This is a genomic window from Pseudomonas lactis, assembly GCF_001439845.1.
GTDB lineage: Bacteria > Pseudomonadota > Gammaproteobacteria > Pseudomonadales > Pseudomonadaceae > Aquipseudomonas > Aquipseudomonas lactis.
Window position 1 is genome coordinate 47,979 of the sequence record NZ_JYLO01000013.1, and the last position, 24,051, is coordinate 72,029.

General features: G+C 61.3%; 22 protein-coding genes and 1 pseudogene. 15 read left to right on the top strand and 8 right to left on the bottom strand.

Annotated elements, in window-relative coordinates; all coding sequences use genetic code 11:
• Nucleotides 1-15: 15 nt before the first annotated feature.
• From pvrR to TX24_RS22540, 4 genes are read right to left on the bottom strand one after another with little or no spacing between them, the layout of a single operon-like run.
• A complete protein-coding gene (pvrR, locus tag TX24_RS22525) occupies nucleotides 16-1,209 on the bottom strand; it encodes a response regulator cyclic di-GMP phosphodiesterase PvrR (RefSeq protein WP_003192443.1) in 1,194 nt (397 codons plus the stop codon).
• Nucleotides 1,196-3,994, bottom strand: a complete 2,799-nt coding sequence (locus tag TX24_RS22530) for an ATP-binding protein (protein WP_003192441.1) — start codon at nucleotides 3,992-3,994, stop codon at nucleotides 1,196-1,198. The genes pvrR and TX24_RS22530 overlap by 14 nt, the downstream gene beginning before the upstream one ends.
• Before the next feature lie 57 nt (nucleotides 3,995-4,051).
• On the bottom strand, nucleotides 4,052-5,035 hold the full coding sequence (locus TX24_RS22535; RefSeq protein ID WP_003192439.1) for a fimbrial protein: 984 nt from the start codon (nucleotides 5,033-5,035) through the stop codon (nucleotides 4,052-4,054).
• A gap of 23 nt (nucleotides 5,036-5,058) precedes the next feature.
• A complete protein-coding gene (locus tag TX24_RS22540) occupies nucleotides 5,059-5,745 on the bottom strand; it encodes a fimbrial biogenesis chaperone (RefSeq protein ID WP_244175905.1) in 687 nt (228 codons plus the stop codon).
• A gap of 204 nt (nucleotides 5,746-5,949) precedes the next feature.
• On the opposite strand from TX24_RS22540, the gene TX24_RS22545 reads away from it, so the two are divergent.
• The gene (locus TX24_RS22545; RefSeq protein ID WP_003192436.1) at nucleotides 5,950-6,471 is read left to right on the top strand and encodes an ANTAR domain-containing protein; all 522 of its coding nucleotides are present in this window, start codon (nucleotides 5,950-5,952) and stop codon (nucleotides 6,469-6,471) included.
• A 15-nt stretch (nucleotides 6,472-6,486) separates the two neighbouring features.
• Here the strand turns inward: TX24_RS22545 and TX24_RS22550 are convergent, their stop codons facing one another.
• Nucleotides 6,487-7,692, bottom strand: coding sequence for a DUF1835 domain-containing protein (locus TX24_RS22550; protein ID WP_057711163.1), 1,206 nt, complete (start codon nucleotides 7,690-7,692; stop codon nucleotides 6,487-6,489).
• A 285-nt stretch (nucleotides 7,693-7,977) separates the two neighbouring features.
• Nucleotides 7,978-9,054 (bottom strand): aldo/keto reductase, encoded by a 1,077-nt coding sequence (locus tag TX24_RS22555; protein WP_003192433.1) that lies wholly within the window; start codon nucleotides 9,052-9,054, stop codon nucleotides 7,978-7,980.
• A gap of 216 nt (nucleotides 9,055-9,270) precedes the next feature.
• Here TX24_RS22555 and TX24_RS22560 point away from each other — a divergent pair, with 216 nt between their 5' ends.
• From TX24_RS22560 to TX24_RS22600, 9 genes are all read left to right on the top strand, one after another.
• Nucleotides 9,271-9,903 carry a glutathione S-transferase family protein gene (locus tag TX24_RS22560; protein ID WP_057711165.1) on the top strand — a complete coding sequence of 211 codons (633 nt, stop codon included), beginning with the start codon at nucleotides 9,271-9,273 and terminating at the stop codon, nucleotides 9,901-9,903.
• Between the two features lie 16 nt (nucleotides 9,904-9,919).
• Nucleotides 9,920-10,840, top strand: a complete 921-nt coding sequence (locus TX24_RS22565; RefSeq protein ID WP_057711167.1) for a LysR family transcriptional regulator — start codon at nucleotides 9,920-9,922, stop codon at nucleotides 10,838-10,840.
• Nucleotides 10,840-11,724, top strand: coding sequence for a LysR family transcriptional regulator (locus TX24_RS22570; protein WP_057711168.1), 885 nt, complete (start codon nucleotides 10,840-10,842; stop codon nucleotides 11,722-11,724). Before TX24_RS22565 ends, TX24_RS22570 begins: the two co-directional genes overlap by 1 nt.
• Before the next feature lie 80 nt (nucleotides 11,725-11,804).
• Complete coding sequence (locus TX24_RS22575) at nucleotides 11,805-12,737, top strand: pyridoxamine 5'-phosphate oxidase family protein (RefSeq protein ID WP_057711170.1); 933 nt, start codon at nucleotides 11,805-11,807, stop codon at nucleotides 12,735-12,737.
• 279 nt (nucleotides 12,738-13,016) lie between these two features.
• Complete coding sequence (locus tag TX24_RS22580) at nucleotides 13,017-13,412, top strand: RidA family protein (RefSeq protein WP_003192423.1); 396 nt, start codon at nucleotides 13,017-13,019, stop codon at nucleotides 13,410-13,412.
• 173 nt (nucleotides 13,413-13,585) lie between these two features.
• Nucleotides 13,586-14,248 (top strand): hypothetical protein, encoded by a 663-nt coding sequence (locus TX24_RS22585; protein ID WP_034134248.1) that lies wholly within the window; start codon nucleotides 13,586-13,588, stop codon nucleotides 14,246-14,248.
• Nucleotides 14,245-14,763 (top strand): hypothetical protein, encoded by a 519-nt coding sequence (locus TX24_RS22590; protein ID WP_003192421.1) that lies wholly within the window; start codon nucleotides 14,245-14,247, stop codon nucleotides 14,761-14,763. The genes TX24_RS22585 and TX24_RS22590 overlap by 4 nt, the downstream gene beginning before the upstream one ends.
• Complete coding sequence (locus TX24_RS22595) at nucleotides 14,760-15,266, top strand: hypothetical protein (RefSeq protein ID WP_003192419.1); 507 nt, start codon at nucleotides 14,760-14,762, stop codon at nucleotides 15,264-15,266. Before TX24_RS22590 ends, TX24_RS22595 begins: the two co-directional genes overlap by 4 nt.
• 41 nt (nucleotides 15,267-15,307) lie before the next feature.
• On the top strand, nucleotides 15,308-15,907 hold the full coding sequence (locus tag TX24_RS22600) for a hypothetical protein (protein ID WP_003192417.1): 600 nt from the start codon (nucleotides 15,308-15,310) through the stop codon (nucleotides 15,905-15,907).
• A gap of 23 nt (nucleotides 15,908-15,930) precedes the next feature.
• On the opposite strand, the gene TX24_RS22605 is transcribed toward TX24_RS22600, so the two are convergent.
• Nucleotides 15,931-17,418, bottom strand: coding sequence for an aldehyde dehydrogenase family protein (locus tag TX24_RS22605; protein WP_003192416.1), 1,488 nt, complete (start codon nucleotides 17,416-17,418; stop codon nucleotides 15,931-15,933).
• Between the two features lie 236 nt (nucleotides 17,419-17,654).
• Here TX24_RS22605 and TX24_RS22610 point away from each other — a divergent pair, with 236 nt between their 5' ends.
• Both TX24_RS22610 and TX24_RS22615 read left to right on the top strand, forming a co-directional pair.
• Complete coding sequence (locus tag TX24_RS22610; protein WP_034134250.1) at nucleotides 17,655-18,824, top strand: p-hydroxyphenylacetate 3-hydroxylase oxygenase component; 1,170 nt, start codon at nucleotides 17,655-17,657, stop codon at nucleotides 18,822-18,824.
• Nucleotides 18,825-18,880: 56 nt separating this feature from the next.
• Nucleotides 18,881-19,354: pseudogene (locus TX24_RS22615) on the top strand (flavin reductase family protein); the annotation flags it as partial.
• Between the two features lie 32 nt (nucleotides 19,355-19,386).
• Here the strand turns inward: TX24_RS22615 and TX24_RS22620 are convergent.
• Nucleotides 19,387-20,709 carry an alginate export family protein gene (locus TX24_RS22620; RefSeq protein ID WP_057711172.1) on the bottom strand — a complete coding sequence of 441 codons (1,323 nt, stop codon included), beginning with the start codon at nucleotides 20,707-20,709 and terminating at the stop codon, nucleotides 19,387-19,389.
• 215 nt (nucleotides 20,710-20,924) lie between these two features.
• On the opposite strand from TX24_RS22620, the gene TX24_RS22625 reads away from it, so the two are divergent.
• From TX24_RS22625 to feaR, 3 genes are all read left to right on the top strand, one after another.
• Nucleotides 20,925-22,424 carry an APC family permease gene (locus TX24_RS22625; protein ID WP_057711173.1) on the top strand — a complete coding sequence of 500 codons (1,500 nt, stop codon included), beginning with the start codon at nucleotides 20,925-20,927 and terminating at the stop codon, nucleotides 22,422-22,424.
• The gene (locus TX24_RS22630) at nucleotides 22,387-22,953 is read left to right on the top strand and encodes a DUF3156 family protein (protein ID WP_032900766.1); all 567 of its coding nucleotides are present in this window, start codon (nucleotides 22,387-22,389) and stop codon (nucleotides 22,951-22,953) included. The genes TX24_RS22625 and TX24_RS22630 overlap by 38 nt, the downstream gene beginning before the upstream one ends.
• A gap of 115 nt (nucleotides 22,954-23,068) precedes the next feature.
• The gene (feaR, locus tag TX24_RS22635) at nucleotides 23,069-24,004 is read left to right on the top strand and encodes a transcriptional regulator FeaR (protein WP_003192409.1); all 936 of its coding nucleotides are present in this window, start codon (nucleotides 23,069-23,071) and stop codon (nucleotides 24,002-24,004) included.
• The last annotated feature ends 47 nt before the right edge of the window (nucleotides 24,005-24,051 follow it).

Sequence of the window (24,051 nt, forward strand, 5' to 3'; positions counted from 1 at the left end):
GATCGTGGCCGCCAGCTAGTGAGATGTCGCGGGGCCATCATTGTTCAGTAGTTGCTGAAATTGGTCCGAAGACACTGCGTGAGAGATCAGGAAACCCTGCACCTGATTGCAGTCGATTTTGCGCAGCAGCGCCAATTGCTGCGGGGTCTCCACGCCCTCGGCAACCACCGTCAGACCCAACTTGCGGCCCAGCGCGATAATGCTCGCCAATGCCTGGGCGATGCCTTCGTTGTCGTGGCTGCCCTGCACCAGTGCCTGGTCGATCTTCAGTTCGGTAAAGGGCGTGGACACCAGATTGAGGTAGGAGCTGTAGCCCTTGCCGAAATCATCCTGGGACAAACCGAACCCCTTGATCCGCAATCGGCAGGCGCCGGCGTAGAAATTGCTGATGTCCTGCGGCACCGAACATTCCATCAACTCGAAGCAGATCATTCCCGGGATACCATCGTGGTGCAGCACGAACTCCAGCAAACGGTCGGCCAGGTCATGGCTGTTGAGCAAGTGGGTCGGCAGGTTGATCGACACCGGAATTTCATAGCCGCGCTGGCGCCAGTGTTCCTGGGCGTGGATCGCTTGCTTGAGCACCAGCCACAACAGCCGCTCCTCCAGTTCGAACGCCTTGATTGCCGGCAGGAACGCGGCAGGCAGCATCACGCCTTGTTCGGGGTGCATCCAGCGCACCAGGGCTTCGGCGGCGACGATACGGCCGTTGGCCAGGGATTTTTTCGGCTGGAACCAGGCCTGGAACTGGCCGCTGCTCATGGCCTGCACCAGCGTGTGACGGTCGATGTCCATGTGCTCGGGCAGTTCGGGGGTAGGCGTGCGCACCCTGTTCCTGAGTTGGTTGACCAGGGTGCGTAAGGCTTCGGCGTTCACGGGCTTGGAAATCAGGCCAAGCACTTCCACATCGAGGTTTTTCGCCACCAGGCTGGCCGCCATCAGCATGCGCCTCGACGCCGCACTCATGATTGCCAGCGCCGGCTTGCAGCGCAGGCTGGCCAGGCACTGGATAAACTGCACGCCGTCCATGCCGGGCATCAGCAGGTCGGTCAGTACCAGGTCGAAGTCCCGCTGGCGCAGGCGCTCCAGCGCTTCTTTGCCATCCTCGGCGGTTTCGAGCAGGAAGTCTCCCAACTCGCTGAGCAAGTTCTGCAGGTAGATATGCTGCAGGGGATGGTCCTCGACAATCAAAATACTAAGGGGCTTCATGGGTGATCCGTGCATAAGGCGCCAGGGAGTTGAATAGAGCCCGCAACGCAAAGGGTTTGACCAGGCAATGGTTCATGCCGGCGGCCAGGCACAGGTCGGCCTCGCCGCGCATGGCGTTGGCGGTGGCCCCAATAATCGGCAACGTGCAGCCCTGGCGCCGCAGTTCACGCGCCAGTTCATAGCCGTTGATATGGGGCATGTTCACATCCGTCAACACCACGTCGAAGTTGCCGGCGGTGTGGAGCTGCAACGCTTGCTGACCGTCGGCCGCCAGCTCCACGGTGCAGCCGAGTTCTTCCAGTTGATCACGCAAAATCAGCTGGTTGATGATGTTGTCCTCGGCCACCAGCAGGTGCAGGTTGAGTTTGTTCAGATCCCGCCGGTGCGTTTGCTCATCGGCACGGGCCACCCATAGCCCTTGCGCCTGGCTCACGGCCTGATGAATAGCCCCCAGGTGGTTGAGGTTGACGTGCCAGGCGCCGGCGTCGGCTTCTACGCCGGGGCAGGCGTTGCTGCTCACGTGAATCACCGGCCCGGGCCACTCGGGCACCAGCAACGGGTCGACGCTGCCGGGGTGCACTTGCAACAGCAGATGCGTGTCCGCCAGCGTCGGCAAGCCGGCCTGGGCCCTTGCGCCCCAGCGGCGCAACCAGCCGGCGATCGCGTTTGCCAGCTCCGGGATCGGCGAGGCCACGTAAATGGTCTCAGCCAGCAACGGTGTCATCGGTGGAACAGATGCTTCTTCCAACGGTAGGATCAGGCTGAAACTGCTGCCCAGGCCGAGTTCGCTGACCATGCGGATATTGCCGTTCATCAACTCCGTCAGGCGCTGGCAGATAGGCAGGCCCAGGCCGGTGCCGGCGACCACATTGGTATTGCCTTCACTCTGGTAAAACGGCTCGAAGATCATCGCCTGGTCTTCCTGGGCGATACCTTTGCCGGTGTCCGAGACTTGCCACAACAGACTGGAGCGTTCCCCGTCGCGGCCCAGCACTTTGACCCGCATTACCACGCGCCCATAGTCGGTAAATTTCACCGCGTTATTGAGCAGGTTATTGAGAATCTGGCGGATGCGCGTTACGTCGCCGATCAGGCGTTCCGGCAGCTTGGGATCGAAGCAGGCATACAGCTGCAGGCCCTTGGCGTGGGCGGCTGCGGCGTAGCCCTGGATGATTTCATGCACAAGGTCCAGCGGCGAGAACTCGCCCATCTCCAGTGCCAACTGCCCGGCCTCGATCTTCGATACGTCCAGCACATCGCAGATCAGTTGCAGCAAGGTCGACGATGAGCCTTCGATCGCCTGCAGGTAGTCCTTTTGTTGTGCATCCAGTTGCGTGCGCGCCAGCAGTTCCAGGGTGCCGAGCACGCCATACAGCGGTGTACGGATTTCATGGCTCATGGTCGCCAGGAACAGGGTTTTTGCCGCGTTGGCTGCGTCCGCCGATTGCCGCGCCTCTTCCAGCGCCGCCTCGACCTGCTTGCGCGCACTGATGTCACTGAAGGCGCAAAACAGCACGTCTTCGCCTTTGTAGCGGGTCGGTGCACTGCTCAGGTACAGGTGACGGCCGTCGATGGTTTCAAAGTAGTCACTGCGCTCGGAAGGTCCGTTGGCAAAGGCTTGCTCGATCCAGCCGGCGCGCAGCGCCTCGCGCTCCGGCCCGTTACCCAGCCATTGCTGGGCCAGGGTGTTTTCCAGTACCACCCGGCCGTCGGTGCGGCGCAGCACGCAAAGGGCCACTGGCGCGGTCTGGATCACATCGCGGCCGAAGGCTTCGCTTTCGATCAACGCCTGGATGCGATGGATCGACGGAATGATGAAACGCTGATCGACGCGGCGCATCACCAGCCAGATCAGTGTCAGGCTGAACAGGCAGAACAGCAGCGAACCGAGCAGCTGTTTCCACAGGCCGGTGACCACCGCACGCAGGTCGATGGAGTACATCAACTGCCATTCAGAGGACTTCAGGTGTTTGCGAATCACCAGGTGGTCGGGCAGCCAGCCGCTGCCGACAAAACCGAAAAAACTGTCTTCGCCGGGCCTCAGGTGTTGCTGGCTCAACTGTGTATCGGTGCTGTTGGTGAACACCAGCATGCCCTGGGAATTGAGCATCATGAACTCACCGGCGCTCTGGTCGCTGAGTGTCGATGAGACTTCACGGCTATCCATCTCCAGGCCGAGCCAGCCGGAGTCGCGATCACGCTCGTCCAGGCGGATGAAGATATACAGGTGCGAGTGCTGTTCAGTCCTGTCGCTCAGCCAAAGTTCGTTAAGCGTGGCCGGGTCGGTGTGCTGCAGAGCCTTGAGGCGGTTGAGCATACATTTGGAAATCGGCAATACCTGCGCGGTGGCGTCGTAAAGGCGCATCACTTGCGGGTTGGGGCCGGCGTTGACATAGAGTAGGTTCAGCTGTGTGGCCTTGAGGTAGTCGCGCATGCGTGCGGTCAGCCAGATGCTCCACTGGTTGCCCGATGTGTCGCCCAATTCCAGGTGTTGTTCTTCGGCCGAGGACGGATAGACCCTGGACTGCTTGCGCACTGCCGACAGGCTCAGGCTTTCGAGCAGGGCTTGGCGGTTGGTGAAAAAGGTATGGGCTTCGGCAATGGCGCTGCTCATGTAGCCGCGGCGCTGGGAGATGTCGTTGTTGAAGGTCGACAGCAAAAAGGTATAGACCCCGCTGAGGATGCCTACCAGCAGCACGCTCGCAAAAATACGAAGCAGCCTTCTGGCTGCTTCGGGTCGGGAGAGGACGGGGTTGATCTGGAGCAGATAACTTTTCAATCGCATCGGCAGACTTTACGTCTCGGCCTCTGCCGGTGGCATAAGACGATCCTTAAAAATCACCTACTTGTAGTACATATCCACCACTACGGCAGCGTCGAACGCTCCGGGAATCGGTAGGGTGCGCCACTTGAGGTCGGCGCGGAATTCATCGTGGCTCTGGCCCAGGCCCATCAGCTCCTGCAGCGTGAACCAGTTATTGAAGGGCAGTTGCTGCTGGCTCTCGGCGCGAGACAGCGAGATGCCGACTGAGCTGTTGTTGTCCGGCACCAGCAGGCCATTGTTCACACTGCCGCCGCCCGGCGTGGTGGCGAAGCGTGCGCTGACGGTATAGGGCGTGTCGCAGCCCTTGCGCAGGTTCAGGCTGAAGTTCGCGCTGCTGGCGACTTCACCGATCGAGGCCTTGCGCGAAGGTGTGGGGAAGTTGACCACGCTGGGGCTGATGGTCAGTTCGGGAGTGCAAGGCACGAAGCGGATATCGTTCATGCCAGTGACCACATAATTGAAGTTGCTGTTGGGTCGTGAGTTGAGCCCGCGCACGCCGTCCAGTTGGAACACGCGGTAAGAGGTCAGGGTGCTGGCCTGGCCGCTCGGTGGCGTGGGGTCGTACTTCTCGATGAACACGCTGAAATTGAGGGTGAAGCGCGCCTTGTCCCAGCCCACGCAGTTGGACAAATTGCAGCCTCGGTCGGAGAAGAAACCGGTACCGACCTTACCGGTGCTTTGGGTAATCGGTTGGTTGTTATAGCGAATGCCCACGCGGATCCCGGTGCCGATACTCACGCTGGCCGGGTTGACATAGAAATACACTTCCTCACGGCCGTGGAGGTAGTCGTCCTTGCAGATGACATTGGTCGAGCGCGGGCCGGATTCCCAAATGATGGTGCCGTTGGGTGCGTCGGCGGCGACTGCCAGCGCCGTGCCCAGCGCTTCCTGGGTGATGATCGAGTTGGTGCCGTCCTCGCGGCAGGCCAGTGCGTGGCTGGTGGCGGGCAGGACCGCGCAGGCCCATATCAGTAGGGGTAAACAGCGTTTGGTCAGTGACATTGGTATAAATACCCCGTGATTTATCAGTTGAGAGCCGTGTTATGACGGGCTTGCAAACCGATATCGGTGATTTCGGTGAAATGGAGAGTGGCGCCCTTGGGCACAGCGTCGAGCGCGGTCAGGGTTTTGCGTTCATGGGGCTTGAGCAGCAGGTAATCGCTGAGCGTCTGGCTGTCGATTCGCAGGTTGACCAGCGACAGGTGGAAGGCGCTGGGGTTGTTGACCGTCACCGTGCGCCCGTCGCTGCTCCATACCAATTGCTGCACCGCCTCGGCCGAGCCGCCCTGGAGTGCGGGGGGCCGATAGAACAGCTTGAGCCGCTGGCGGATCGCGAACTGCACGCTGTTGGGGTCTTCAGGCTTGAGCGGGATCTCCATGATATTGAGCCAGAACAGCGATTCCCGATCGCTGGGCAAGCCCTCACCGGCATACAGGATGCGCAGCTTGTGATGCTCCCCGGCGCCCAGTTGTACCAATGGCTCGGTGGCGGCAAAGGGCACGGTGCGGTCGGCTGATTCGTCCTCGCCGGTGATCCAGGTTTGCACCACCACCACTTCCCGCGAGGCCTGGTTGACCACGCTGATACCGGCGGCCTTGTCCTGGCCGAAATAGATCAGGCGGGTGCCTTCGATCTTCAGCGCCGCATCGGCAGGCGGGGGCGCAAGCACCAGCAACCCGCAGGCCAGCAGCACCATTCTGAGTAGAAACATGAACACGGTAATTCCATGGTCGGGTAAGGGAACGCAGCCCATGGTAGGTAGCGAGTGGCGCGAAGGCTTTGAGGCGATTCTTAAAAGTACGGTGTGCCCCGGATTGCCGTTTCAGAATCGCCTTAAAGTCAGGGTTCACCCCTGACGGTTACTTTGCTCAGCGTTGAATGATCGACGCGGATGCCCAACTGTCAGGTTTACCCTATGTCCAATAAAGCGTTACGCCTTCTGATTGCCGATGCAGAGCTTTTGCAACGGATCAAGATCGAGAAAATGCTCAACCAGCTGGGCTATCACCGCATCGCCCCGTTGAGTTCGTTCGACGAGTTGCAGGCACTGACACGCTCAGGCGTTGTGGCGTTTGACCTGCTGATCATCAACACTGCGCTGGTGCACTCGCGGCAGGTCAACCTGCTCAAGTACTGCCATGACAACCCGTTGATCCGCCACACGCTGATCTATGACGGGCAATGTGCGCAGCGCTCGGTAGTGTCGGTCTCGGTCAGCCAGACCCTGCACCTGTCGTTGTCACAGTCGCCAGACTTCACCTCTCTGCGTCGCTGCATGGAAATTGTCGATCCGGCACACAGTTCTCCGACCGCTGAGTGGCCCATGCTGCGCGCCGTGGACGGCCGAGCGCCCCAGCCTTCGATGAGCCCGCGGGCGGTCTACCAGGGCGACCCGACTGTGGTGGCATGTGCCGTGGGGTTGTTTCCCAAGCGCTGATCGTATCGCGCAGCATCAGTCACGCCAGACGGGCAGATCATCAAGGCCCAGTGCCCAATGAGGTTGCCGTGGCCGCAGGCACACACCACCGACCCAGCGCTCATGGCTGGCGTGCTCCAGCCAGCAGGCATTGCCGTCCAGTACCTGATGCGCCAGTGGCGTCAACGCCAATACGCGGCGCGGCCACTCCACGTCCGTTTCGGCCTCGATCAGCAGCGGCGCCGTCCCATCAATCAATGGGCGCAGCAGCGCGTGAAACATCCTATCGCCCAGGAAAGGCAGTGGCTCGCGCTTGGCCATCAACTCGGCAAACACCCGACCGAAAGGCACAGGCCCGGCCTCAGCGATATACCTCAGGGACAAACGTTCAGTCAGTGACAAACCGTCCTCGATACCCGGCAACTCCTGTAGCTGGCGCCGTAACGCCGGTGCCAGAAAAGGCAGGGCAGGGTGATTGCCATGGGCCAGTTCCGCGAGGTTGAGCGGTGAGCTGTCGCAGTAAGCCGACCAGACCCGTTTGGCCAACTGCACTGCGTCGTCGTCGATCAAGCGCCGCTGCGGCCAGAGCCAGGCCAGCACATCGGGGGCCAATTGGCCTATGCCGATAAATCGCTCGACTCCGGGAATTCGGTCTGCCTCAATCAGCTCCAGCTTGCGCGGCGCCTGCTCAAGGCCAGCCAGGGCGCGGACCAGGAACAATTGATCGTAGGCGTCCGCCTCGCACCACAGCACACTGGGATCGGCGTTGTTCAAGGCTTGTAGTTGGTTGTATTCATCGTTGATGCGATGCGCAACTTCAGTGGAGTCAATGGCAAAGGCCTGACTGATAAAGGTACTGCGCATCGCTCGGAACGCTTCGCTGGGCAGTTCACGCACTGGCCCCATGCACAGCGGGTCAGTGAGCATCCGGAACTGTCCCTTGAACCCGGCCAGTTGCAGGCTGTGGGCAATATCGTTGCCACAGCGCCAGTGGGTGGTGCGGGATTCATCGCTGGCATCGAAACCAGGGTGGCGGGCGGCAAAGTCGAGGGCGTCGACGTGGGCCTTGAGCTTGGGCCAACTGGCGAAGCCCAGCTGTTTGGCTACCTGCCATTGAGCCTGGGACAAGGTTGCGCTGGGGTCTAGGCTTTTCAGCTGCGACAACAGTTCCTTGGCGCGCTTGCGCTGCTGCTCAAGGTTGAGGCGGCCATTGGTAGTGGAGGCTAAAGGGCGTTGCGACATACGAGCTCCTTGCACAAACCTTTTCCGCTTCAAGGTTGGGAGTCGTAGAAATGGGTGGAGCTGGGATGTCTTGGGCGCAGCCCTTTCCGCGGAAGGTGGCGTAGAGAGCGCCAGGCGGAAATATAGGCAGCATTGCCATCGGGTGGCAACCCCAAAAATGTAGGAGCGAGCTTGCTCGCGAAAAACGTCAACGATAACGCGTGCTTCCTGAATAAACGCGGTGCCTGTGGTTTTTTCGCGAGCAAGCTCGCTCCTACAGAAAAGCCTGCTCCAAGGGGGGGGGGGTTATTTGTCCTGGCGGGCATCTAGGGTTTTTTGATGCTCGGCCAGGAACGGTTGCTCTGCGGGGTCAAAACGATCAATCCCGGCGGTGAAGCGGTGCCAGTAGGGGTACAACGGCTGACGGCGAGTGACAGCTTCGATGCGCGCCGACTGCGCTTCGGTGAGTTTCAGTTCAGTGGCCGCCAGGTTGTCGCGCAGGTGTGCTTCGGTACGGGCGCCGACAATCAGCGAGGTGATCCCCGGGCGATCCTTGAGCCAGGCCAGGCAGGTGCGGGCGACCGAGACGCCGTGTTCATCACCGACGGCGGCGAGGGTCTCGATAATGTCCAGCGCACGTTCCTGATCGTGGACATAGGGTTCCGGCCAACCGCTGCCCTGGCGGGTATTGGCCGGCGGCTTGTGCCCGCGTCGGGTTGTGCCGGTCAGCAGGCCTTCGCCCATCGGCCCCCACACCAGCGTGCCGATCTGCTGGTCCAGGGCCAACGGCAGCAACTCGTACTCGGCCTCTCGGGATTCCGGGGTGTAGTAGATCTGTTGGGTAATTGGCTTGAGCATGCCGTGCAGTTCAGCCTTGCCCAGGGTTTTCATCATTTGCCAGGCGGTGAAGTTGCTGGTGCCGAAGTAGCGGATCTTGCCCGAACCCACCAACAGGCGCAGGGCTTCCAGGGTCTCTTCGATCGGCGTCATACCGTCCCAGTTGTGCAGTTGGTACAAGTCGATGTGGTCGGTGCCCAGGCGCTTGAGGCTGGCTTCGCACGCGCGGATCAAGTGGTAGCGCGATGAGCCGGAGTTGTTGGGGTTGTCGTCCACCGGGCTGCGGCCCTTGGTGGCCAGCAGAATGTCGTTGCGCTTGCCGCCCAGCGCCTTGCCCACCACTTCTTCGGCCAGGCCGTGGGAATAGAGATCGGCGGTGTCGACCATGTTCACCCCGGCGTCGAACGCCATATCGAACATGCGCTTGGCCAGGGGCACGTCCACCGCACCGCATTTTTCAAATTCTGCGCGACCGCCAAAGGGCACGGTGCCCAGGATGATTTCCGATACCAGCAGGCCGGAATGACCCAGTTGTCGGTACTGCATGTTGCCTCCTACTTAACGTTGCACGTGAAGGTGTGAACGATGGGGAGGGCGATAGTTTGAATTTTTTTATGAAACGCTCGCGCCCGGCTTGGCTGCCACGCCAACGATGTATTGTTTCGCTGGATGAAATGCTGGATTGTGAATCCTGGTCATTCCGCCAGACAGGGCAGCGGTAGAGCATCCCTGGCGTCGATACCCACTCATTTGGAGCCTGTCATGACCCAGCCTGCGATCAAACTCTATGGTTTCCCCCTGTCCGGCCACTCCCATCGGGTTGAGCTGATGTTGTCCCTGCTGGGGCTGGCGAGTGAATTTGTCCTGGTGGACCTCAAGCAAGGTGCGCATAAAACGCCTGAGTTTCTCACCACCCTGAACAGCTTCGGCCAGGTGCCAGTGATTGATGACGGCGGCACGGTCTTGGCCGACTCCAATGCCATCCTGCTTTACCTCGCCAGCACTTATGGCAACGGCCAATGGCTGCCCAGTGACCTTGTCGGGCAAGCGCGGGTGCAGCGTTGGCTTTCGGCCGCCGCCGGCCCACTCCATGCCGGGCCTGCCACGGCGCGCTTGGCCACGGTGTTTGGGGCCGAGGTGGACACTGTCAGCGCAATCAACCGTGCCCATGCCTTGCTGCGCGTGATGGAGCAGCAACTGAGCCAGAGCCGTTTCCTCGCCAGGGAGCAGCCCAGCATTGCCGATATCGCCTTCTACACCTACGTGGCCCACGCGCCGGAAGGCAATGTGTCCCTGGCCGACTACCCTAAGGTACGCGCCTGGCTGGCCAGCATCGAAGCACTGCCGGGTTTCGTTGGCATGCCGCGTACGGCGGTGGGGCTGCAATCGCAATAACAACCGAGGGGCGCCGATGGACCGATTTCATGAAATGCAGGTGTTCCTGGCCGTGGCCGAGGAGGAGGGCTTCGCGGCTGCCGCGCGCCGTCTGAACACGTCGCCGCCCAGCGTGACCCGGGCGATTGCCGCCATGGAACAACGGATCGGCACCCAGTTGCTGGCGCGCACCACGCGCAGCCTGCACTTGACCGAAGCCGGCCAACGTTACCTGGACGATTGCCGACGCATCCTTGCCGAGCTGGACGAAGCCGAGGAAGCGGCGGCGGGCAGTTACTCCATCCCGGGCGGCCAGTTGACGGTGACCGCACCGGTACTGTTTGGCGAGCTGTATGTGGCGCCGGTAATGGGGGAATACCTGGACCGTTTTCCCTTGGTGAGTATCAACGCCTTACTGGTCGACAGAGTGGTCAATATGACCGACGAAGGTGTGGATGTAGCGGTGCGTATCGGCCACCTGCAGCCATCCTTGCAGCAAGCGATCAAGGTCGGCGAAGTACGCCGGGTGGTGTGCGCATCGCCGGCTTATCTTGACCAACACGGGCGGCCCCAGCGGCCCGAGCAGTTGCGTGAGGCCAAGCTCGTCACCTCATCGTCCAGCCAACGGGTCAGTGAGTGGACATTCATTGACGCCGGCCAGCCGCTGAAGGTACCGATTGAGCCGCGCCTGGTGGTCACCGCCAACAATGCCGCGATTAACCTGGCCCGTCTGGGCTGGGGCATGACGCGGGTGCTGTCTTATCAAGTCGCGGCAGCGGTCGCGGCGGGTGAGCTGGAGCTGGTGCTGGAGGATTTCGAACCGGCGCCGCTGCCGATCCACGTGGTGTTCCAGCAGAACGGCCGCGTACCGGCCAAGGTCAATACGTTTGTGGATTTCCTCAGCCATCGCCTCGGGCAGGACCCGGCCCTGAACGCGGCGACGAAGCAGCGCGCCTGATGGAGCGTTTTCGCGATATGCAGCTGTTTGCCGCGCTGGCCGGGCAACCCAGCCTGGCGTCGGCGGCACGCCATGCGCAGGTCTCCGGCCCGACCCTGGTACGTGCGGTTGCGCGCCTGGAGGCACGCCTACGTGTGGTGTTGCTGCATCGCAGCACCCGCGGCGTCAGCCTGAGCGACGCAGGCCAGGCTTACCTTGCCGACTGCGTGCGCCTGCTGGCCGCGGTGGACGCGGCCGAGGCTTCGGCCAACGGTTTGCATGTGCAGGCCCAGGGCGACCTGCGGATATTCCTGCCGCTGCTGTTCAGCCGCTATGTCATGGCGCCGCTGTTGGCCGGCTATGCGGATCGCTACCCGGCGGTGCGTGTCATCGCGCATTACCACGACTATTACCCTAACCTGCATGTAGAGGGGCTGGACGTGGCGGTGCTGGTCGGCGAATTGCCCAGCTCGTCACTCATTGCAAGGCAAGTCGGGCAGGTGGGCACTGTCCTTTGCGCCAGCCCCGCTTACCTGGCGACCTGGGGCGAACCCCGGCATCCGGCTGAACTCAAGCAGCACCATCTGATTGCCAGCACCGACCCGGTGCACTGGGATTTCCCGCATTACACCCTCAAGGCTCGCGCCCGGCTGAGTTGCGCCACTGTCCAAGGGGCGATCAATGCGGCGGTGCAGGGGGCGGGCGTGATTCGAGCCTTGAGTTACCCGCTGCACGAACACCTGGTGAGCGGCCAGTTGCAGCGCCTGTTGCCTACCTTCGAGTTGCCGCCGCAGCCGGTGCATGTGGTCTACCGCGAAGGCCGCCATGCGTCGATGCGCGTGCGCAGCTTTGTCGACTACTGCGTCACGGCGTTGCGTGAGCATCCGGCGTTTCAGCTGGCGTAATAGTGGATTGCCCTGGGTGGGCATTCTCTCTATTACGGCATGGGCGCAGCATCTTCAGTCTCTAACCGGAGGTGAGCGCCATGCACTCGATTGAACCAACCCCTTGGCATGTCGGCGAACGACACATGCAGGACAGTGCCGGCGTTTCTGAACGCATGGCCATGATCGGGCCCAAAGTCATTCGTGATCATTTGCCTGAGCAGCACCGCGATTTTTACCCGCTACTGCCGTATGTGATCGCGGGTGTGGTGGACGAACAGGGCATCCCCTGGGCGACGATGCTGGAAGGCGCACCCGGGTTTGCGCATTCACCGGACCCACACACGCTGCAGGTCGACAGCCTGCCCACCAAAAGTGATCCCGCCTGGGCTGGGATAACGAATGGCGCGGCGATCGGCCTGCTGGGCATCGACCTCAACACCCGCCGCCGCAACCGCATGAATGGCCGCATTGGAACGCTTGAGCATGAGGGCTTCGCGGTCGAGGTGGTACACACCTTCGGCAACTGCCCCAAGTACATCCAACTGCGCCCCGTCGCCGGCATTGCGCGAAAACCTGGCAACCTGGCAGAGCGCAGCAACCGCCTGGACGACGCGGCTCAAGCACTGATCCGCCACGCCGACACCTTCTTCGTCGCCAGCTACGTCGACCTGCACGGCGAACGCTCGGTGGACGTCTCCCACCGAGGCGGCAATACGGGATTTGTGCGGGTGCAAGGCAACGTACTGACCATCCCGGATTTTGCCGGCAACCTGTTCTTCAACACCCTCGGCAACCTGCACGCCAACCCGGTGGCGGGGTTGTTGTTTGTGGATTTTGAGACCGGCGACGTGCTGCAAGTGGCCGGGCGTACTTCGTTGATCCTGGGTGGGCCGCAAGTGGCTGAGTTCGAAGGCGCGCAGCGCTTGTGGACGGTGACGGTGGAACATGTGGTCCGCCGCCCGGCAGCGTTGGCCTTGCGCTGGCAATTCGCGGAATTTTCGCCACACAGCCTGGCGATGGGCACCTGGTAGCCAGGCACGATAATGCCCTGTAGGAGCGAGCTTGCTCGCGAAAAACGTCAACGATAACGCGCGCTTCCTGAGTAAGCGCGGCGCCTGTGGGGTTTTCGCGAGCAAGCTCGCTCCTACAGGGGGGATGTGATTGCCTGGTGGGTTTGCGCGTTTTCATCAGGCCGCCGGGCACTCAAGGTTCAGCGCTTCACCCACGAACATGTTGCTGGATGTTGAACCATCATCCTTAGCGATTCCTTTGGGTTAGCCTTGTTTTCCTACTGACAACGAGGATTGGTCATGCAACGAAAGGTCATTAATCCCACGACGGTATTCAACTCCCTGCAATACGGTTTCAGCCAGGCCATGGAAGTGCCAGAGGGCCGGCGAATCATGCTGTCGGGGCAGGTGGGCGTGGATGCTCAAGAGCACACGGTCGGCCCCGGCATCGCCGAACAGACCGCCGCAGCGTTGGACAATATCGAAAAGGTGCTGGCCGAGGTCGGTGGCGACCTGTCTCATGTGATCATGCTGCGGCTGTATATCGTCGAGTCTGCCCGTGAGCAGCAAGCGTCGATCGCCCATGCGCTACTTGAGCGCTTCCCGCACAACCCGCCACCGTCTTCGTGGATTATCGTCAGCGGGTTGTCGTTGCCGCAGTGGTTGATTGAGATTGAGGCGGAGGCGGTGATATGAGTGGCTTTCACCGAGCGCTGACACATGCTGCTGATCATCTGTAGTCAAACCGCGATTCCCCCCGTACCATTCGCCCCCCCTCGCAGTGACGCGAGGCGCAGCGCCAGGAAGGCTCATCCCATATTTTTCCTGACGCCTGCCGTTTATTTTTTTGCCTGCGTTCAGGATTCGATATGTCTCGCTTCTCTCGGCCTTTGGCCTTGTTCTTGATTACGGCAGCCCTGGCAGGTTGCGGTACTCAGTCTGCGTCGCTGGTTAGCCAGCCGTTGCAACCTGGCCCCCAGGACCCGGTCGCTTATGTAGTCGGATCAATCGGCCCGCAGAGCCTTAGCGCATCTCCTGCGCCTAATCAGCGTTTACTGTTTCGCAAGCGCGGTTCCGAGTTTGGCGCCGCAGCGATCTGGGTGGGCGTCGGTCGGCAAACACCTCAGGATGTGAAGGATGCGGCCGGTGCCGCCAGTGTATTCGTGTTGGCGCTCAAGCCTGGGGATTATGAGTTCTATGATTTTCAGTTTTTCTCCAGCAGTTATTCACCCACTCTGGGGACGACCTACACCTCGGTGCAGGCGCGAGAGAAATTCAACCTGCCACTGCGCCTGAAGGCCGGCAACGCCTATTACCTCGGTGAATTTCGCTCGTTATGCCTTGGCGCTTCGCTGTGTGCCTTCCGCTGGCGCGACCAGCAAGGACGCGATGAGCCGCTAGCGCGGCACTCTGTTGCGGGCCTGCCGGCTCTGGAGTTGTTGCCGCTGGATTATCGCAGCGCCGCCCCTTATATCATCGCGCCGCTGCCATCCGGGGCGGGTCAGAACATCCTTCACGAGACACGCCCATGAACCGTTTTATTACGTTCAGCGCCCTGGCGCTGCTGACCGGGTGTGCAACCACCCATACGCTTCCTGAGCGTGCATTGCCCGATGGCAAGGAATACCTCAAGCCGATCCACGTCATGATCGATGACCCGCTTAATGCAGCACAAATTCGTAACCAATTGCGTGAGACTGGGGTGTTTCGCAGTGTCGAAAGCGGCCGGGGCAACGCGGACGATTACTCGGTGTGGGTGCGCTACAACGTTCAGCGTGATATGCCGCCTTTCCCGGTGGTACTGCTGAGCGCGGCAACTCTGTTTCTGCTGCCCCTGTCCGTGAGCATTGACACCACCACCGAGTTCTCCCTGCAGCACAATGGGAAGCAGCTCAAGCAGTACAGCTACCGCAACGTCACCCACAAATATTCCTGGCTGCTGGATGGCCCTGGCGGGATGGAGCTACAGAGCGGTCACCGTGTTGCACGGGCTTTTGCCGAAGATGTACAGCGCGACGGGCTGCTGCCCGAGGAGCACGCACAATGATCAGGACTACGTTACTGGCCGCCGTGCTGTTGCTCGGTGGTTGCGGTACCGCCCTCAAACCGTTGGATTACAAGGCAGAGCGTGCCTACGTGCCGATGAGTGTCACGATGCCGTCGCCCGTGTCGAGGTTTGAACAGCAGACGCAACGCGAAGTTATCCAGTTGTTGCGTGACACAGGTGCCTTCAGTTTTATGGATGGCGGTTTCAGCAAGACGGGCTACAGCTTGTTGGTCGATCAACGCGGCGGTAAAGGGGCCGGTGCGCTCCCGGCGATACTTGGCGCGTTGACGCTGTTGACCGTGCCAGTGCCCTACACCTACGAGCGCCAGTTGCACGGCTCGCTGTTCAAGGACGGGCAACTGCTCAAAACCTATGCTTACAAGCGTGGTGGTTGGACAGCTACGACCTGGTACATCCCCATGACCGAGCCCCGCAGCGAAAGCGAGATGTTGAGCGAGTTGATGCGGGATCTGGAGCACGATCACTTGATTCCTTATCAGTGACAGCTGGTTATTTTAATTAGTGTTGATAGAGAGGTTCACGGATGAATTACGAATTGTTGTTTGGCTTGGATGTGCAACTGGGCTTTTTGGTGATGGCCTTTGTGTTGGTGATGGCGGTGATTGGCTTCATTCTCGACAAAGACACCACGCCGCAAGTTGTCGTGGCGACCGGCGTTGCGCTGATTTCGATTGCCGCGTGTGCCGTGGTCTCTATCGACGCATTCAATGGGCTGGCGCAGTCACTGCACGAAAAAGGCAAAATCAGCGGTGCTCTGTTTGATCAGGTGAAACACCGCTCCAACCTGTTCCTCTTTGTTTTCCCGTTTGTAACCGCCGCCATCGGCACGAACCTGATTTCCGACGTGTTGACCAAGAAATTGCATTATGAAAAATCCTTGGGCCCTGTGAATTTGTTGCAAGGGTGCTTGGAACTTATGAAAATCCTTTTCGGTTTGGTTATTTTTCCGTTTGTTGCAATTGGCTTGGCGCCCTTCGTGTTGGTCGATACGTGGAAGCGCCATGTCACCCGTTATATGGAAGGGGTTGGCGCAGTGAATCGTCATCTGCAACTCAAGATGCTGAAGGCCGACATCATTTCCAGGAACCTGTTTCGTGGCCCACCCGCCAAACCTGCGCCCTGATTCCGTTCGTCGGCACTCAGCCCTTAATACCGAACCATCACCGACTTAAGCTCGGTGTAATCCTCAATGAACGCACTGCCAAACTCCCGCCCTAATCCCGAAGACCGGCTGCCACCAAACGGCACTGCCGGGTCGAGCAAGGTGTGCATGTTTACCCACACGGTGCCGGCCTTGACGGCCGGGATCATGCGCAGGGCCTTGCCCAGGTCATTGGTCCACAGGCTGGCGCTCAACCCGTAGGGCCCGTGGTTCATCATGGCCAGCAATTCGTCTTCGCTGTCGTAGGGCAGGAAGGTGGCGATGGGGCCGAAGGTTTCTTCGTTGAGCAGGGTGTCGTGCAGGTGGTTGGCAAGGATGACGGTGGGTTCGACGTAGCAGCCGGGGCGGTCGATGAGGTGGCCGCCGTGGATGATCGTGTTGTTTTCGGCGCGGGCCTGGTTGAAGTAGCCGAGCAGTTTGTGTTGGTGTTGCTGGTGGGTCACCGGGCCGAAGTCGGTGTGTTCGTCCAGGGGCGAGCCGATGGTCAGGCGGCTGAGGCGTGCCTTGAGCTTTTCCAGCACGGCATCGATCTGCGAGCGGTGCACGAAGAAACGCTCGGCCGCTGCGCAGATTTGCCCTGAGTGCAAGAAGCCCGCTTCGATGATGCCATCCACCGCTTTGTCTACATCCATGTCGCGCAGGAAGCCGGCGGCGTTCTTGCCACCCAGTTCCAGGGTCGCGCGGGTGAGGCCTGCGCCCATGGCACTGCGGCCCACCGCAATACCGGTGGGCACTGAGCCGGTGAACGACACCTTGTGCGTGCCGGGGTGTTCCACCAGCCCCTTGCCGACATGGCCGCCGCCGGTCAACACGTTGAGCACGCCCGCCGGCAACCCGGCGTCGATGGCCAGTTCGGCGATGCGCAGCAGGGTCAGCGGCGTGAATTCGCTGGGCTTGATGATGATGCTGCAGCCGGTCACCAGCGCAGAAGCCAGCTTCCAGATGGCGATCATGGTCGAGAAATTCCACGGCACAATGCCTACCACCACGCCCACCGGTTCGCGCAAGGTGAAGGCGGTGTAGCGCTCGCCATTGAACGAAGGCAGCGACGGCGTGAGGGTCTTGCCGCTGAGCTTGGTGGCCCAACCTGCGTAGTAACGCAGGAAGTGCGCGGCCTGGTCGACCTCAAAGGCGCGGGAAATCTGGATGATCTTGCCCGACTGGCAGGTTTCGATCTGCGCCAGTTCTTCGCGGTGGTGTTCCAGCAGGTCGGCCAGTTTCAGCAGTACGTTGCCACGAATGGCCGGTGCGGTCTGTGACCACAACTGGAAACCCCGGTTGGCGCAAGCCACCGCGGCGTCGATATCCGCCAGGTCTGCGTCGGCCACGTCGGCGATCACCTGGCCGGTGGCGGGGTTGGTCACGCTCAGGCGTGCATCGGCGTGGCTGCGCACACTGGCGCCGTCGATGAATAGCCCATGACGGCGGCGCAAAAAGGCTTCGACGTGAGGCAGCAGCGGGATATCGCTCATGGCAGGTTCCTGGCAGTTCACAAAAGAAAACTCGAGGTTAACCAACGGGGAGGTACGCGGTTTGACTGTGCCTGCCAGGTTTTATGCCTGTGCCTGCCGTGCCTGTGAAAAGTACAACCTTGCCTGCCGAACGTGCATGTTGTGCCGGCGCAAGCCGGTCGATACTGGCCCTGCATCCCGCGCCGTTCCAGGATTCGGAGCGTCTGCCGGACTTCCAATAATAAGCAGGGCCGTCCATGAAAAAGCCAAACCCGCTCCTCGAAGACCTCAAGCCTCTTCTGCCTGCCATTGCCGCGAACGCCAGCCGTGCCGAACAACTGCGACAAGTGCCGGATGAGAATATCGCGCTGCTCAAGAGCATCGGGCTGCACCGCGCCTTCCAGCCCAAGGTGTTCGGTGGCCTGGAACTGTCGCTGCCCGAATTCGCCGATTGTATCGCCTTGCTCGCCGGCAGTTGTGCCAGCACCGCCTGGGCCATGAGTTTGTTGTGCACCCACAGCCATCAACTGGCGCTGTTCTCGGCGCAGTTGCAGGAGGAAATCTGGGGCGCCAACCCGGATGCCACGGCCAGCAGCAGTATTGCGCCGTTCGGCCGGGTGACCGAGGGCGAGGGCGGCGTGTACTTCAGTGGCGAGATGGGCTGGAGCAGCGGCTGTGACCATGGCGAATGGGCGATTGTCGGCTGCCGTCGCCAGAATGCCGAAGGCACCCAGGACTACTGCTTTGCCGTGCTACCGCGCAGTGACTATCAGATCCGCGATGACTGGTTTGCAGCCGGCATGAAAGGCAGCGGCACCAAGACCCTGATCATCGACAACGCCTGGGTGCCCGAGCACCGGATCCAGAAGGCCAAGGACATGATGGAAGGCAAGTCCGCAGGCTTTGGTTTGTACCCTGACAGCCAGATTTTCTACGCGCCGTATCGGCCGTATTTCGCCAGTGGCTTCTCCACCGTCAGCCTCGGCGTGGCCGAGCGCATGCTGGAGGTATTCCGCGAAAAAACCAAAAACCGCGTACGTGCCTACACCGGCGCTGCCGTCGGCGCAGCGACCCCGGCGCTGATGCGCCTGGCCGAGTCCACCCACCAGGTGGCCGCCGCTCGGGCGTTTTTGGAGAAGACCTGGCAAGACCACGCCGAACACAGCGCCGCCCACCGCTACCCAGCGCGAGAAACCCTGGCGTTCTGGCGCACCAACCAGGCCTATGCCACGAAGATGTGCATCGAAGCGGTAGACCGGCTGTTCGCCGCCGCAGGTGGCAATGCCTGGTTTGAACACAACGAAATGCAGCGCCTATTCCGCGATGCCCATATGACCGGCGCCCATGCCTACACCGACTATGACGTGTGCGCGCAGATCCTTGGCCGTGAGCTGATGGGCCTGGAACCCGACCCGAGCATGGTGTAGCCGCGTTTTCCCTACAACAATCAGGGCGGCCCATCGAGGCCACCCGGGAGTCTTGCATGTCTGACGTATTCGACCCACGAGCCTTTCGTCGCGCCTTGGGCAATTTTGCCACTGGCGTGACCGTGGTCACCGCCGCCACCGCCTCCGGGCGCAAGGTCGGCGTGACCGCCAACAGTTTCAACTCGGTGTCCCTCGACCCGCCGCTGGTGCTGTGGAGCATCGACAAACGCTCCAACAGCCATGCGGTGTTCGAGGAGGCCAGCCACTTTGCGGTGAATGTGTTGGCGGCGGACCAGGTGCATCTATCCAACAATTTCGCGCGCCCCCGTGAAGACCGCTTCGCCCTGATCGAATACGAGCCGGGGGAGGGTGGCTCGCCGGTGTTCGCCGATTGCTCGGCGCGTTTTCACTGTGAGAAATACCAGCAGGTGGACGGCGGCGACCATTGGATCATGATCGGCAAGGTGGTGGCCTTTGATGATTTTGGCCGTGCGCCGCTGCTCTATCATCAGGGCGCCTATGCTGAGGTCCGGGCGCTGCCTCCGTGCGCGCCCGAGGCGGTTTAGAACGGCACGGCGACCACCAGTTGGCTGTAGACATTGGTGCCGTTGCCGCCGACCTGATTGCCGCCGTTTTCGGCTGATTTATTCGGTTTGTACAGGCCGAGCAGCGGCGTGATGATCAGGTGCTCGTTGACGGCCCATTCGGCATACAGGTCCAGTTCGCGGCCATCGAGGTTCAATTGGCCGCGGGTACTGACGGTGTTGTAGTCGAAGAACAGCGCCCCAAGCGTGACGTTCTCCAGTGGCTTGACCTTGAGCGCCACGTGCTGCACGGCGGTGTTGCTGTTGAAGGGGCCGGAATAGTTGCCCGCTACTTCGCCCTGCACCCAGGTGCCGTAGCCACGGTTGAAGCCTGAGAACATGGCGTCCCAGTTCTTCGAATAACGGGCGTAGCGGTAGGTCAGATCCGGCGACCACGGCAGGTTGGCGAAGGTGTAGCCGGCTTCGACGTAACCGGCATTTTCCTGGCCGTCGCGACGGCTTTGGCGCGCCAGTTCGAAGGCGAAGTGCGCGTTGTCGATACCGGCATTGCCGGCGCCGCGCAGGCTGTAGAGGTTCATGCCTTTGCGCTGGCGCTGCAGGTCGGTGGCGAAGCGCTCATCCACGTCGATGCCGTGAATGTAGGTCAGCCCCAGGGTGCCCGGCGCGGCACTGTATTCCAGGGTGCCGGCGGCCATTTCGGTAAGGGCCTGGGCGCGGTTGTCGGACTTGATCCACATCAGGCTGCCGTGCACACCGTCCTTGCCGCCCAGGCGAATCACCGCCGTCTTATCGAAGGCATGGCGCGCGGCGATGTAGTAGGCGCCGCCGCGATTGAACTCGCCGTCGCCCACGCCATTGCCCAGGTTGGGGCCATCGTCGTTAAGGATAAAACCGTCGCCGAGCATGATGATCTGGCGACCGAACGACAGGTCCAGGCCATCCTTGCCCAGCGCTGGCAACAACTCGCCAGACCGCCAGCCGGCGAAGGCCTCGTCAAACTTGGTGGTGCGCTCGGTGCCGTTGGTGAGCCCTGCCGCATCGCCATCGCCCCAGGTACCCGAACTCACCAGGTTGGCCGTGCCATACACGCCGCCCAGGTTGCCCAGGCTCTGTTCGACGCTCAGGCCGTACTTGATGAACGCCTCGCGCCAGGTGGAGCCGCCGCTGCGGCCATCGTAGTTCTTCGGGCTGTTGAACATACCGTACACGGCGAGGAAGTTGCCGGTGACCTGGGTGTCGGCGTCGGCATACAACTCGATGGCCTGCGCCTGGCCCACCAGCAGTGCCACGCCCAGGCCGACCGCCTGGCGCAGGCGGCGGTTTTTCAGTGTGTGCTCCATTGTTATTGCCCCCATCTTGGTTAAGAGTGAGGGCGCATTAGGGCGAGCGGTATGAGGCCAAGTCTTTTCCCTGCGTGCCAGGCAATTGACTCTGGCCGCCAGGCCACACGCCCTGGCAGGCAGCAACAAAACCGGCGGCAGACAGGGGCAAGACGATCAACGGGAGTGGGGCGCAGAGTGCCGACACATTAAAAAACCGCTTCGAGGACCCCTCCATGTCGATCAACGACCGACTCACCGCACACCTCAACCGGGGCACGGTAGGTTTTCCCACTGCGTTGGCCAGCACTATCGGCCTGATCATGGCCAGCCCGGTGATCCTCACCGCCACCATGGGCTTTGGCATCGGTGGCAGTGCGTTTGCCCTGGCGATGCTGATTGCCGTGGTGATGATGCTGGCCCAGGCCACCACCTTCGCCGAGGCCGCCTCGATACTGCCCACCACCGGTTCGGTGTACGACTACATCAACTGCGGCATGGGTAGGTTCTTTGCGATCACCGGGACCTTGTCGGCCTACCTGATCGTGCATGTGTTCGCCGGCACCGCCGAAACCATCCTCGCAGGGGTCATGGCCCTGGTGAACTTCGAACACCTCAATACCCTGGCAGAGTCGGCCGGCGGCTCGTGGTTGCTGGGCGTCGGTTTCGTGCTGGTGTTCGGTGTGCTGAATGCCTTTGGCGTCAGCGCATTTGGCCGCGCGGAGATCATCCTGACCTTCGGCATGTGGACCACCCTGATGGTGTTCGGCGTACTGGGGCTGATCGCCGCGCCGGCGGTGCAGTTGGATGGCTGGTTCGGTGAGTCGCTGGTGGGCACCGACCTGGTCACCGTGCTGTCGCTGGTGGGCATGGCGATGTTCATGTTCGTGGGCTGCGAGTTCGTCACCCCGCTGGCGCCGGACCTGCGCCAATCGGCCAAGGTGATGCCACGGGCGATGATGCTCGGGCTGATGGGCGTGGCCACCTGCATGTTCATCTATGGCGCGGCGATGAAACGCCAGGTGGAGAACGTGGTGCTCGATGTGGCGTCCGGCGTTCACCTGTTGGACACACCCATGGCCATCCCCCGGTTCGCCGAACAGGTGATGGGGCAGATCGGTCCGTTGTGGCTGGGCATCGGCTTTCTGTTCGCTGGCGCTGCGACCATCAATACCCTGATGGCCGGCGTGCCGCGCATCCTCTACGGTATGGCGGTGGATGGCGCCTTGCCCAAGGTGTTCACCTACCTGCACCCGCGTTTCAAGACGCCGCTATTGTGCATCTTGGTGGCCATGTTGATTCCATGCCTGCACGCGCTGTACCTGGGCGGCAACACCGACAACATCATGCACCTGGTGCTGGCGGCGGTGTGCGCGTGGAGTTTCGCTTACCTGTTGGTGACCTTGTCAGTGGTGATCCTGCGCATTCGGCGTCCGGACTTGCCTCGGGCCTATCGCTCGCCGTGGTTTCCGCTGCCGCAGATCGTCTCCAGCATCGGCATCCTGTTGGGCATGTGGTTTATCACCCCGCCCGGCATGAACCCGGCGGACATCTACGTGCCGTTTGGCGTGATGCTCGGCGTGACGGCCACCTACGCGCTGTTCTGGACCCTGGTGGTGCAGAAGGTCAACCCCTTCAAGCCCGCCTGCGTAGAGGAGGTGTTGGCCAAGGAATTCAGCCATGAACCGGGGGTTGCCCATGACGGTTATAACGACTTTGCGGCAAAAACTGTTTGAGCTGTTTCGTGCCGACCGCGCACCCAGCGGGTATCGACCGGGGGTGACCCTGGCTCATCTGCGGCGTGATCTGGGCCTGGCCACCCTTGAAGTGGACGGTGTGGCCTTTGAGATTGTCGAGCGCACCGAGTCGCAGTTGTTGATGCACCTGGTGCTGACCGAATGTGTCCTGCGCGTTCCTGCTGCAGCGGGTGGCGCTGGCAGCTTCGAGGTGCACCATGGCGGCGCGATCCGGCGCAGCGGCATTCATGTGCGGCGCCGCGCCGGCAACCAGGCACTGGGCCGTGAATTGCAGGCGCGTTTACAGGCGGACAGCGTGTTGTTCCAGGCGTTGATGCCGCTGGATTTCAAGCGCCTGCGCATCGAGCTGCACGACCAGCAATGGTGCGTGCGCCTGGAGCATATGGGTGGCAGCGAGGTGGTCAACCGCATGCCGGCGTTCCGGCGCTACATTGCGTTGAGCGCCGAGCAACGCGTGCATCTCTTGGCAACCCTGGCCGGGTTGCGGCGGGTACTGTCGGGTCTCTGATTGGCACCATTAGTGCTTCTGCAACGGGCAAACAGGTTTGTTGTTGCGTGCATATAGATAACATGTTAACTATTGCACCAGAACAACAAGAATAACGCCACTGCGGAGACACCCCATGAGCATCCCACAGCATGCACCCGACGGGCTCGACAGCTGGAACCGCGAACTGCGCGCCGCGTGCGGCCACTTCGATACCGAGCTGGCTTTCAACCGTTCGCTGTTTATCGGCGAGATCCACAACCTGTCGCGTGGCCTGGCCATCCTGCGCACCAATGCCGGGCTGATCAAGCGCCCGATGCACCACGCCGACCATGACAACGACCAGGAATGTTTCCTGGTCAGCCAGCGCAGCGGCTATTCGCAAATCACCCAGAACGACCAGACCGTACAACTGGCCCCCGGCGAAATGCTGTTGATGGACTCGGTGGGTGCCATCGAAATTACCCCCTTCGGCCTGATCGAACACGCCTCGCTGTCCTTGCCGCGCACTGCGGTGTGCAAGCACCTGGGTGGCCAGGCACGGGCCTTCGGCAAGATCTCCTCGACCAAAGCCTGTGGGCGCATGCTGCATGTGCTGATGGACCAATTGTGCAAGGACGATACCGACGAAGACGCCACGCAAGTGGAAGCGCTGCAAGCGGCGTTCGTCTCGCTGTTGGGTTCGGCGTTGGAGCAGGGCGATGAGTGCCGCGAAGGCGTGGCCTCGTTACAGGGCAATAACCTACGCAGCTATGTGCAAAAGGTCATTGATGAGTCGCTGAGCCAGCCAGGCCTGAGCCCGATCGGCCTGGCCAACCGCCTGAATATCTCGGTGCGGCACCTGTACCGTTTGTTTGAAGAACAGGACGACAGCGTCTGCCGCTATATCCAGCGCGCACGGCTCAAGCGCAGTGCGGATGACTTGACCAACCCGTTCCTGCGCAGTGAGTCGATCACCTCGATTGCCTACAAGTGGGGTTTTACCGACTCGGCGCACTTCAGCCGCTCGTTCAAGAAGCAGTTTGAGGTATCGCCCAAGGATTTTCGTTCCAGCCGGTTGCAGGCGGTGTAAGCGTGATCGTTCCCACGCTCCGCGTGGGAACGCCGCCCAGGACGCTC

Excerpts from the sequence above, each read along its gene's own strand:
- pvrR (WP_003192443.1), bottom strand. The coding sequence starts at position 1,209 with ATGAAGCCCCTTAGTATTTTGATTGTCGAGGACCATCCCCTGCAGCAT.
- TX24_RS22530 (WP_003192441.1), bottom strand. The coding sequence starts at position 3,994 with ATGCGATTGAAAAGTTATCTGCTCCAGATCAACCCCGTCCTCTCCCGA.
- TX24_RS22535 (WP_003192439.1), bottom strand. The coding sequence starts at position 5,035 with ATGTCACTGACCAAACGCTGTTTACCCCTACTGATATGGGCCTGCGCG.
- TX24_RS22540 (WP_244175905.1), bottom strand. The coding sequence starts at position 5,745 with ATGTTTCTACTCAGAATGGTGCTGCTGGCCTGCGGGTTGCTGGTGCTT.
- TX24_RS22545 (WP_003192436.1), top strand. The coding sequence starts at position 5,950 with ATGTCCAATAAAGCGTTACGCCTTCTGATTGCCGATGCAGAGCTTTTG.
- TX24_RS22550 (WP_057711163.1), bottom strand. The coding sequence starts at position 7,692 with ATGTCGCAACGCCCTTTAGCCTCCACTACCAATGGCCGCCTCAACCTT.
- TX24_RS22555 (WP_003192433.1), bottom strand. The coding sequence starts at position 9,054 with ATGCAGTACCGACAACTGGGTCATTCCGGCCTGCTGGTATCGGAAATC.
- TX24_RS22560 (WP_057711165.1), top strand. The coding sequence starts at position 9,271 with ATGACCCAGCCTGCGATCAAACTCTATGGTTTCCCCCTGTCCGGCCAC.
- TX24_RS22565 (WP_057711167.1), top strand. The coding sequence starts at position 9,920 with ATGGACCGATTTCATGAAATGCAGGTGTTCCTGGCCGTGGCCGAGGAG.
- TX24_RS22570 (WP_057711168.1), top strand. The coding sequence starts at position 10,840 with ATGGAGCGTTTTCGCGATATGCAGCTGTTTGCCGCGCTGGCCGGGCAA.
- TX24_RS22575 (WP_057711170.1), top strand. The coding sequence starts at position 11,805 with ATGCACTCGATTGAACCAACCCCTTGGCATGTCGGCGAACGACACATG.
- TX24_RS22580 (WP_003192423.1), top strand. The coding sequence starts at position 13,017 with ATGCAACGAAAGGTCATTAATCCCACGACGGTATTCAACTCCCTGCAA.
- TX24_RS22585 (WP_034134248.1), top strand. The coding sequence starts at position 13,586 with ATGTCTCGCTTCTCTCGGCCTTTGGCCTTGTTCTTGATTACGGCAGCC.
- TX24_RS22590 (WP_003192421.1), top strand. The coding sequence starts at position 14,245 with ATGAACCGTTTTATTACGTTCAGCGCCCTGGCGCTGCTGACCGGGTGT.
- TX24_RS22595 (WP_003192419.1), top strand. The coding sequence starts at position 14,760 with ATGATCAGGACTACGTTACTGGCCGCCGTGCTGTTGCTCGGTGGTTGC.
- TX24_RS22600 (WP_003192417.1), top strand. The coding sequence starts at position 15,308 with ATGAATTACGAATTGTTGTTTGGCTTGGATGTGCAACTGGGCTTTTTG.
- TX24_RS22605 (WP_003192416.1), bottom strand. The coding sequence starts at position 17,418 with ATGAGCGATATCCCGCTGCTGCCTCACGTCGAAGCCTTTTTGCGCCGC.
- TX24_RS22610 (WP_034134250.1), top strand. The coding sequence starts at position 17,655 with ATGAAAAAGCCAAACCCGCTCCTCGAAGACCTCAAGCCTCTTCTGCCT.
- TX24_RS22620 (WP_057711172.1), bottom strand. The coding sequence starts at position 20,709 with ATGGAGCACACACTGAAAAACCGCCGCCTGCGCCAGGCGGTCGGCCTG.
- TX24_RS22625 (WP_057711173.1), top strand. The coding sequence starts at position 20,925 with ATGTCGATCAACGACCGACTCACCGCACACCTCAACCGGGGCACGGTA.
- TX24_RS22630 (WP_032900766.1), top strand. The coding sequence starts at position 22,387 with ATGACGGTTATAACGACTTTGCGGCAAAAACTGTTTGAGCTGTTTCGT.
- feaR (WP_003192409.1), top strand. The coding sequence starts at position 23,069 with ATGAGCATCCCACAGCATGCACCCGACGGGCTCGACAGCTGGAACCGC.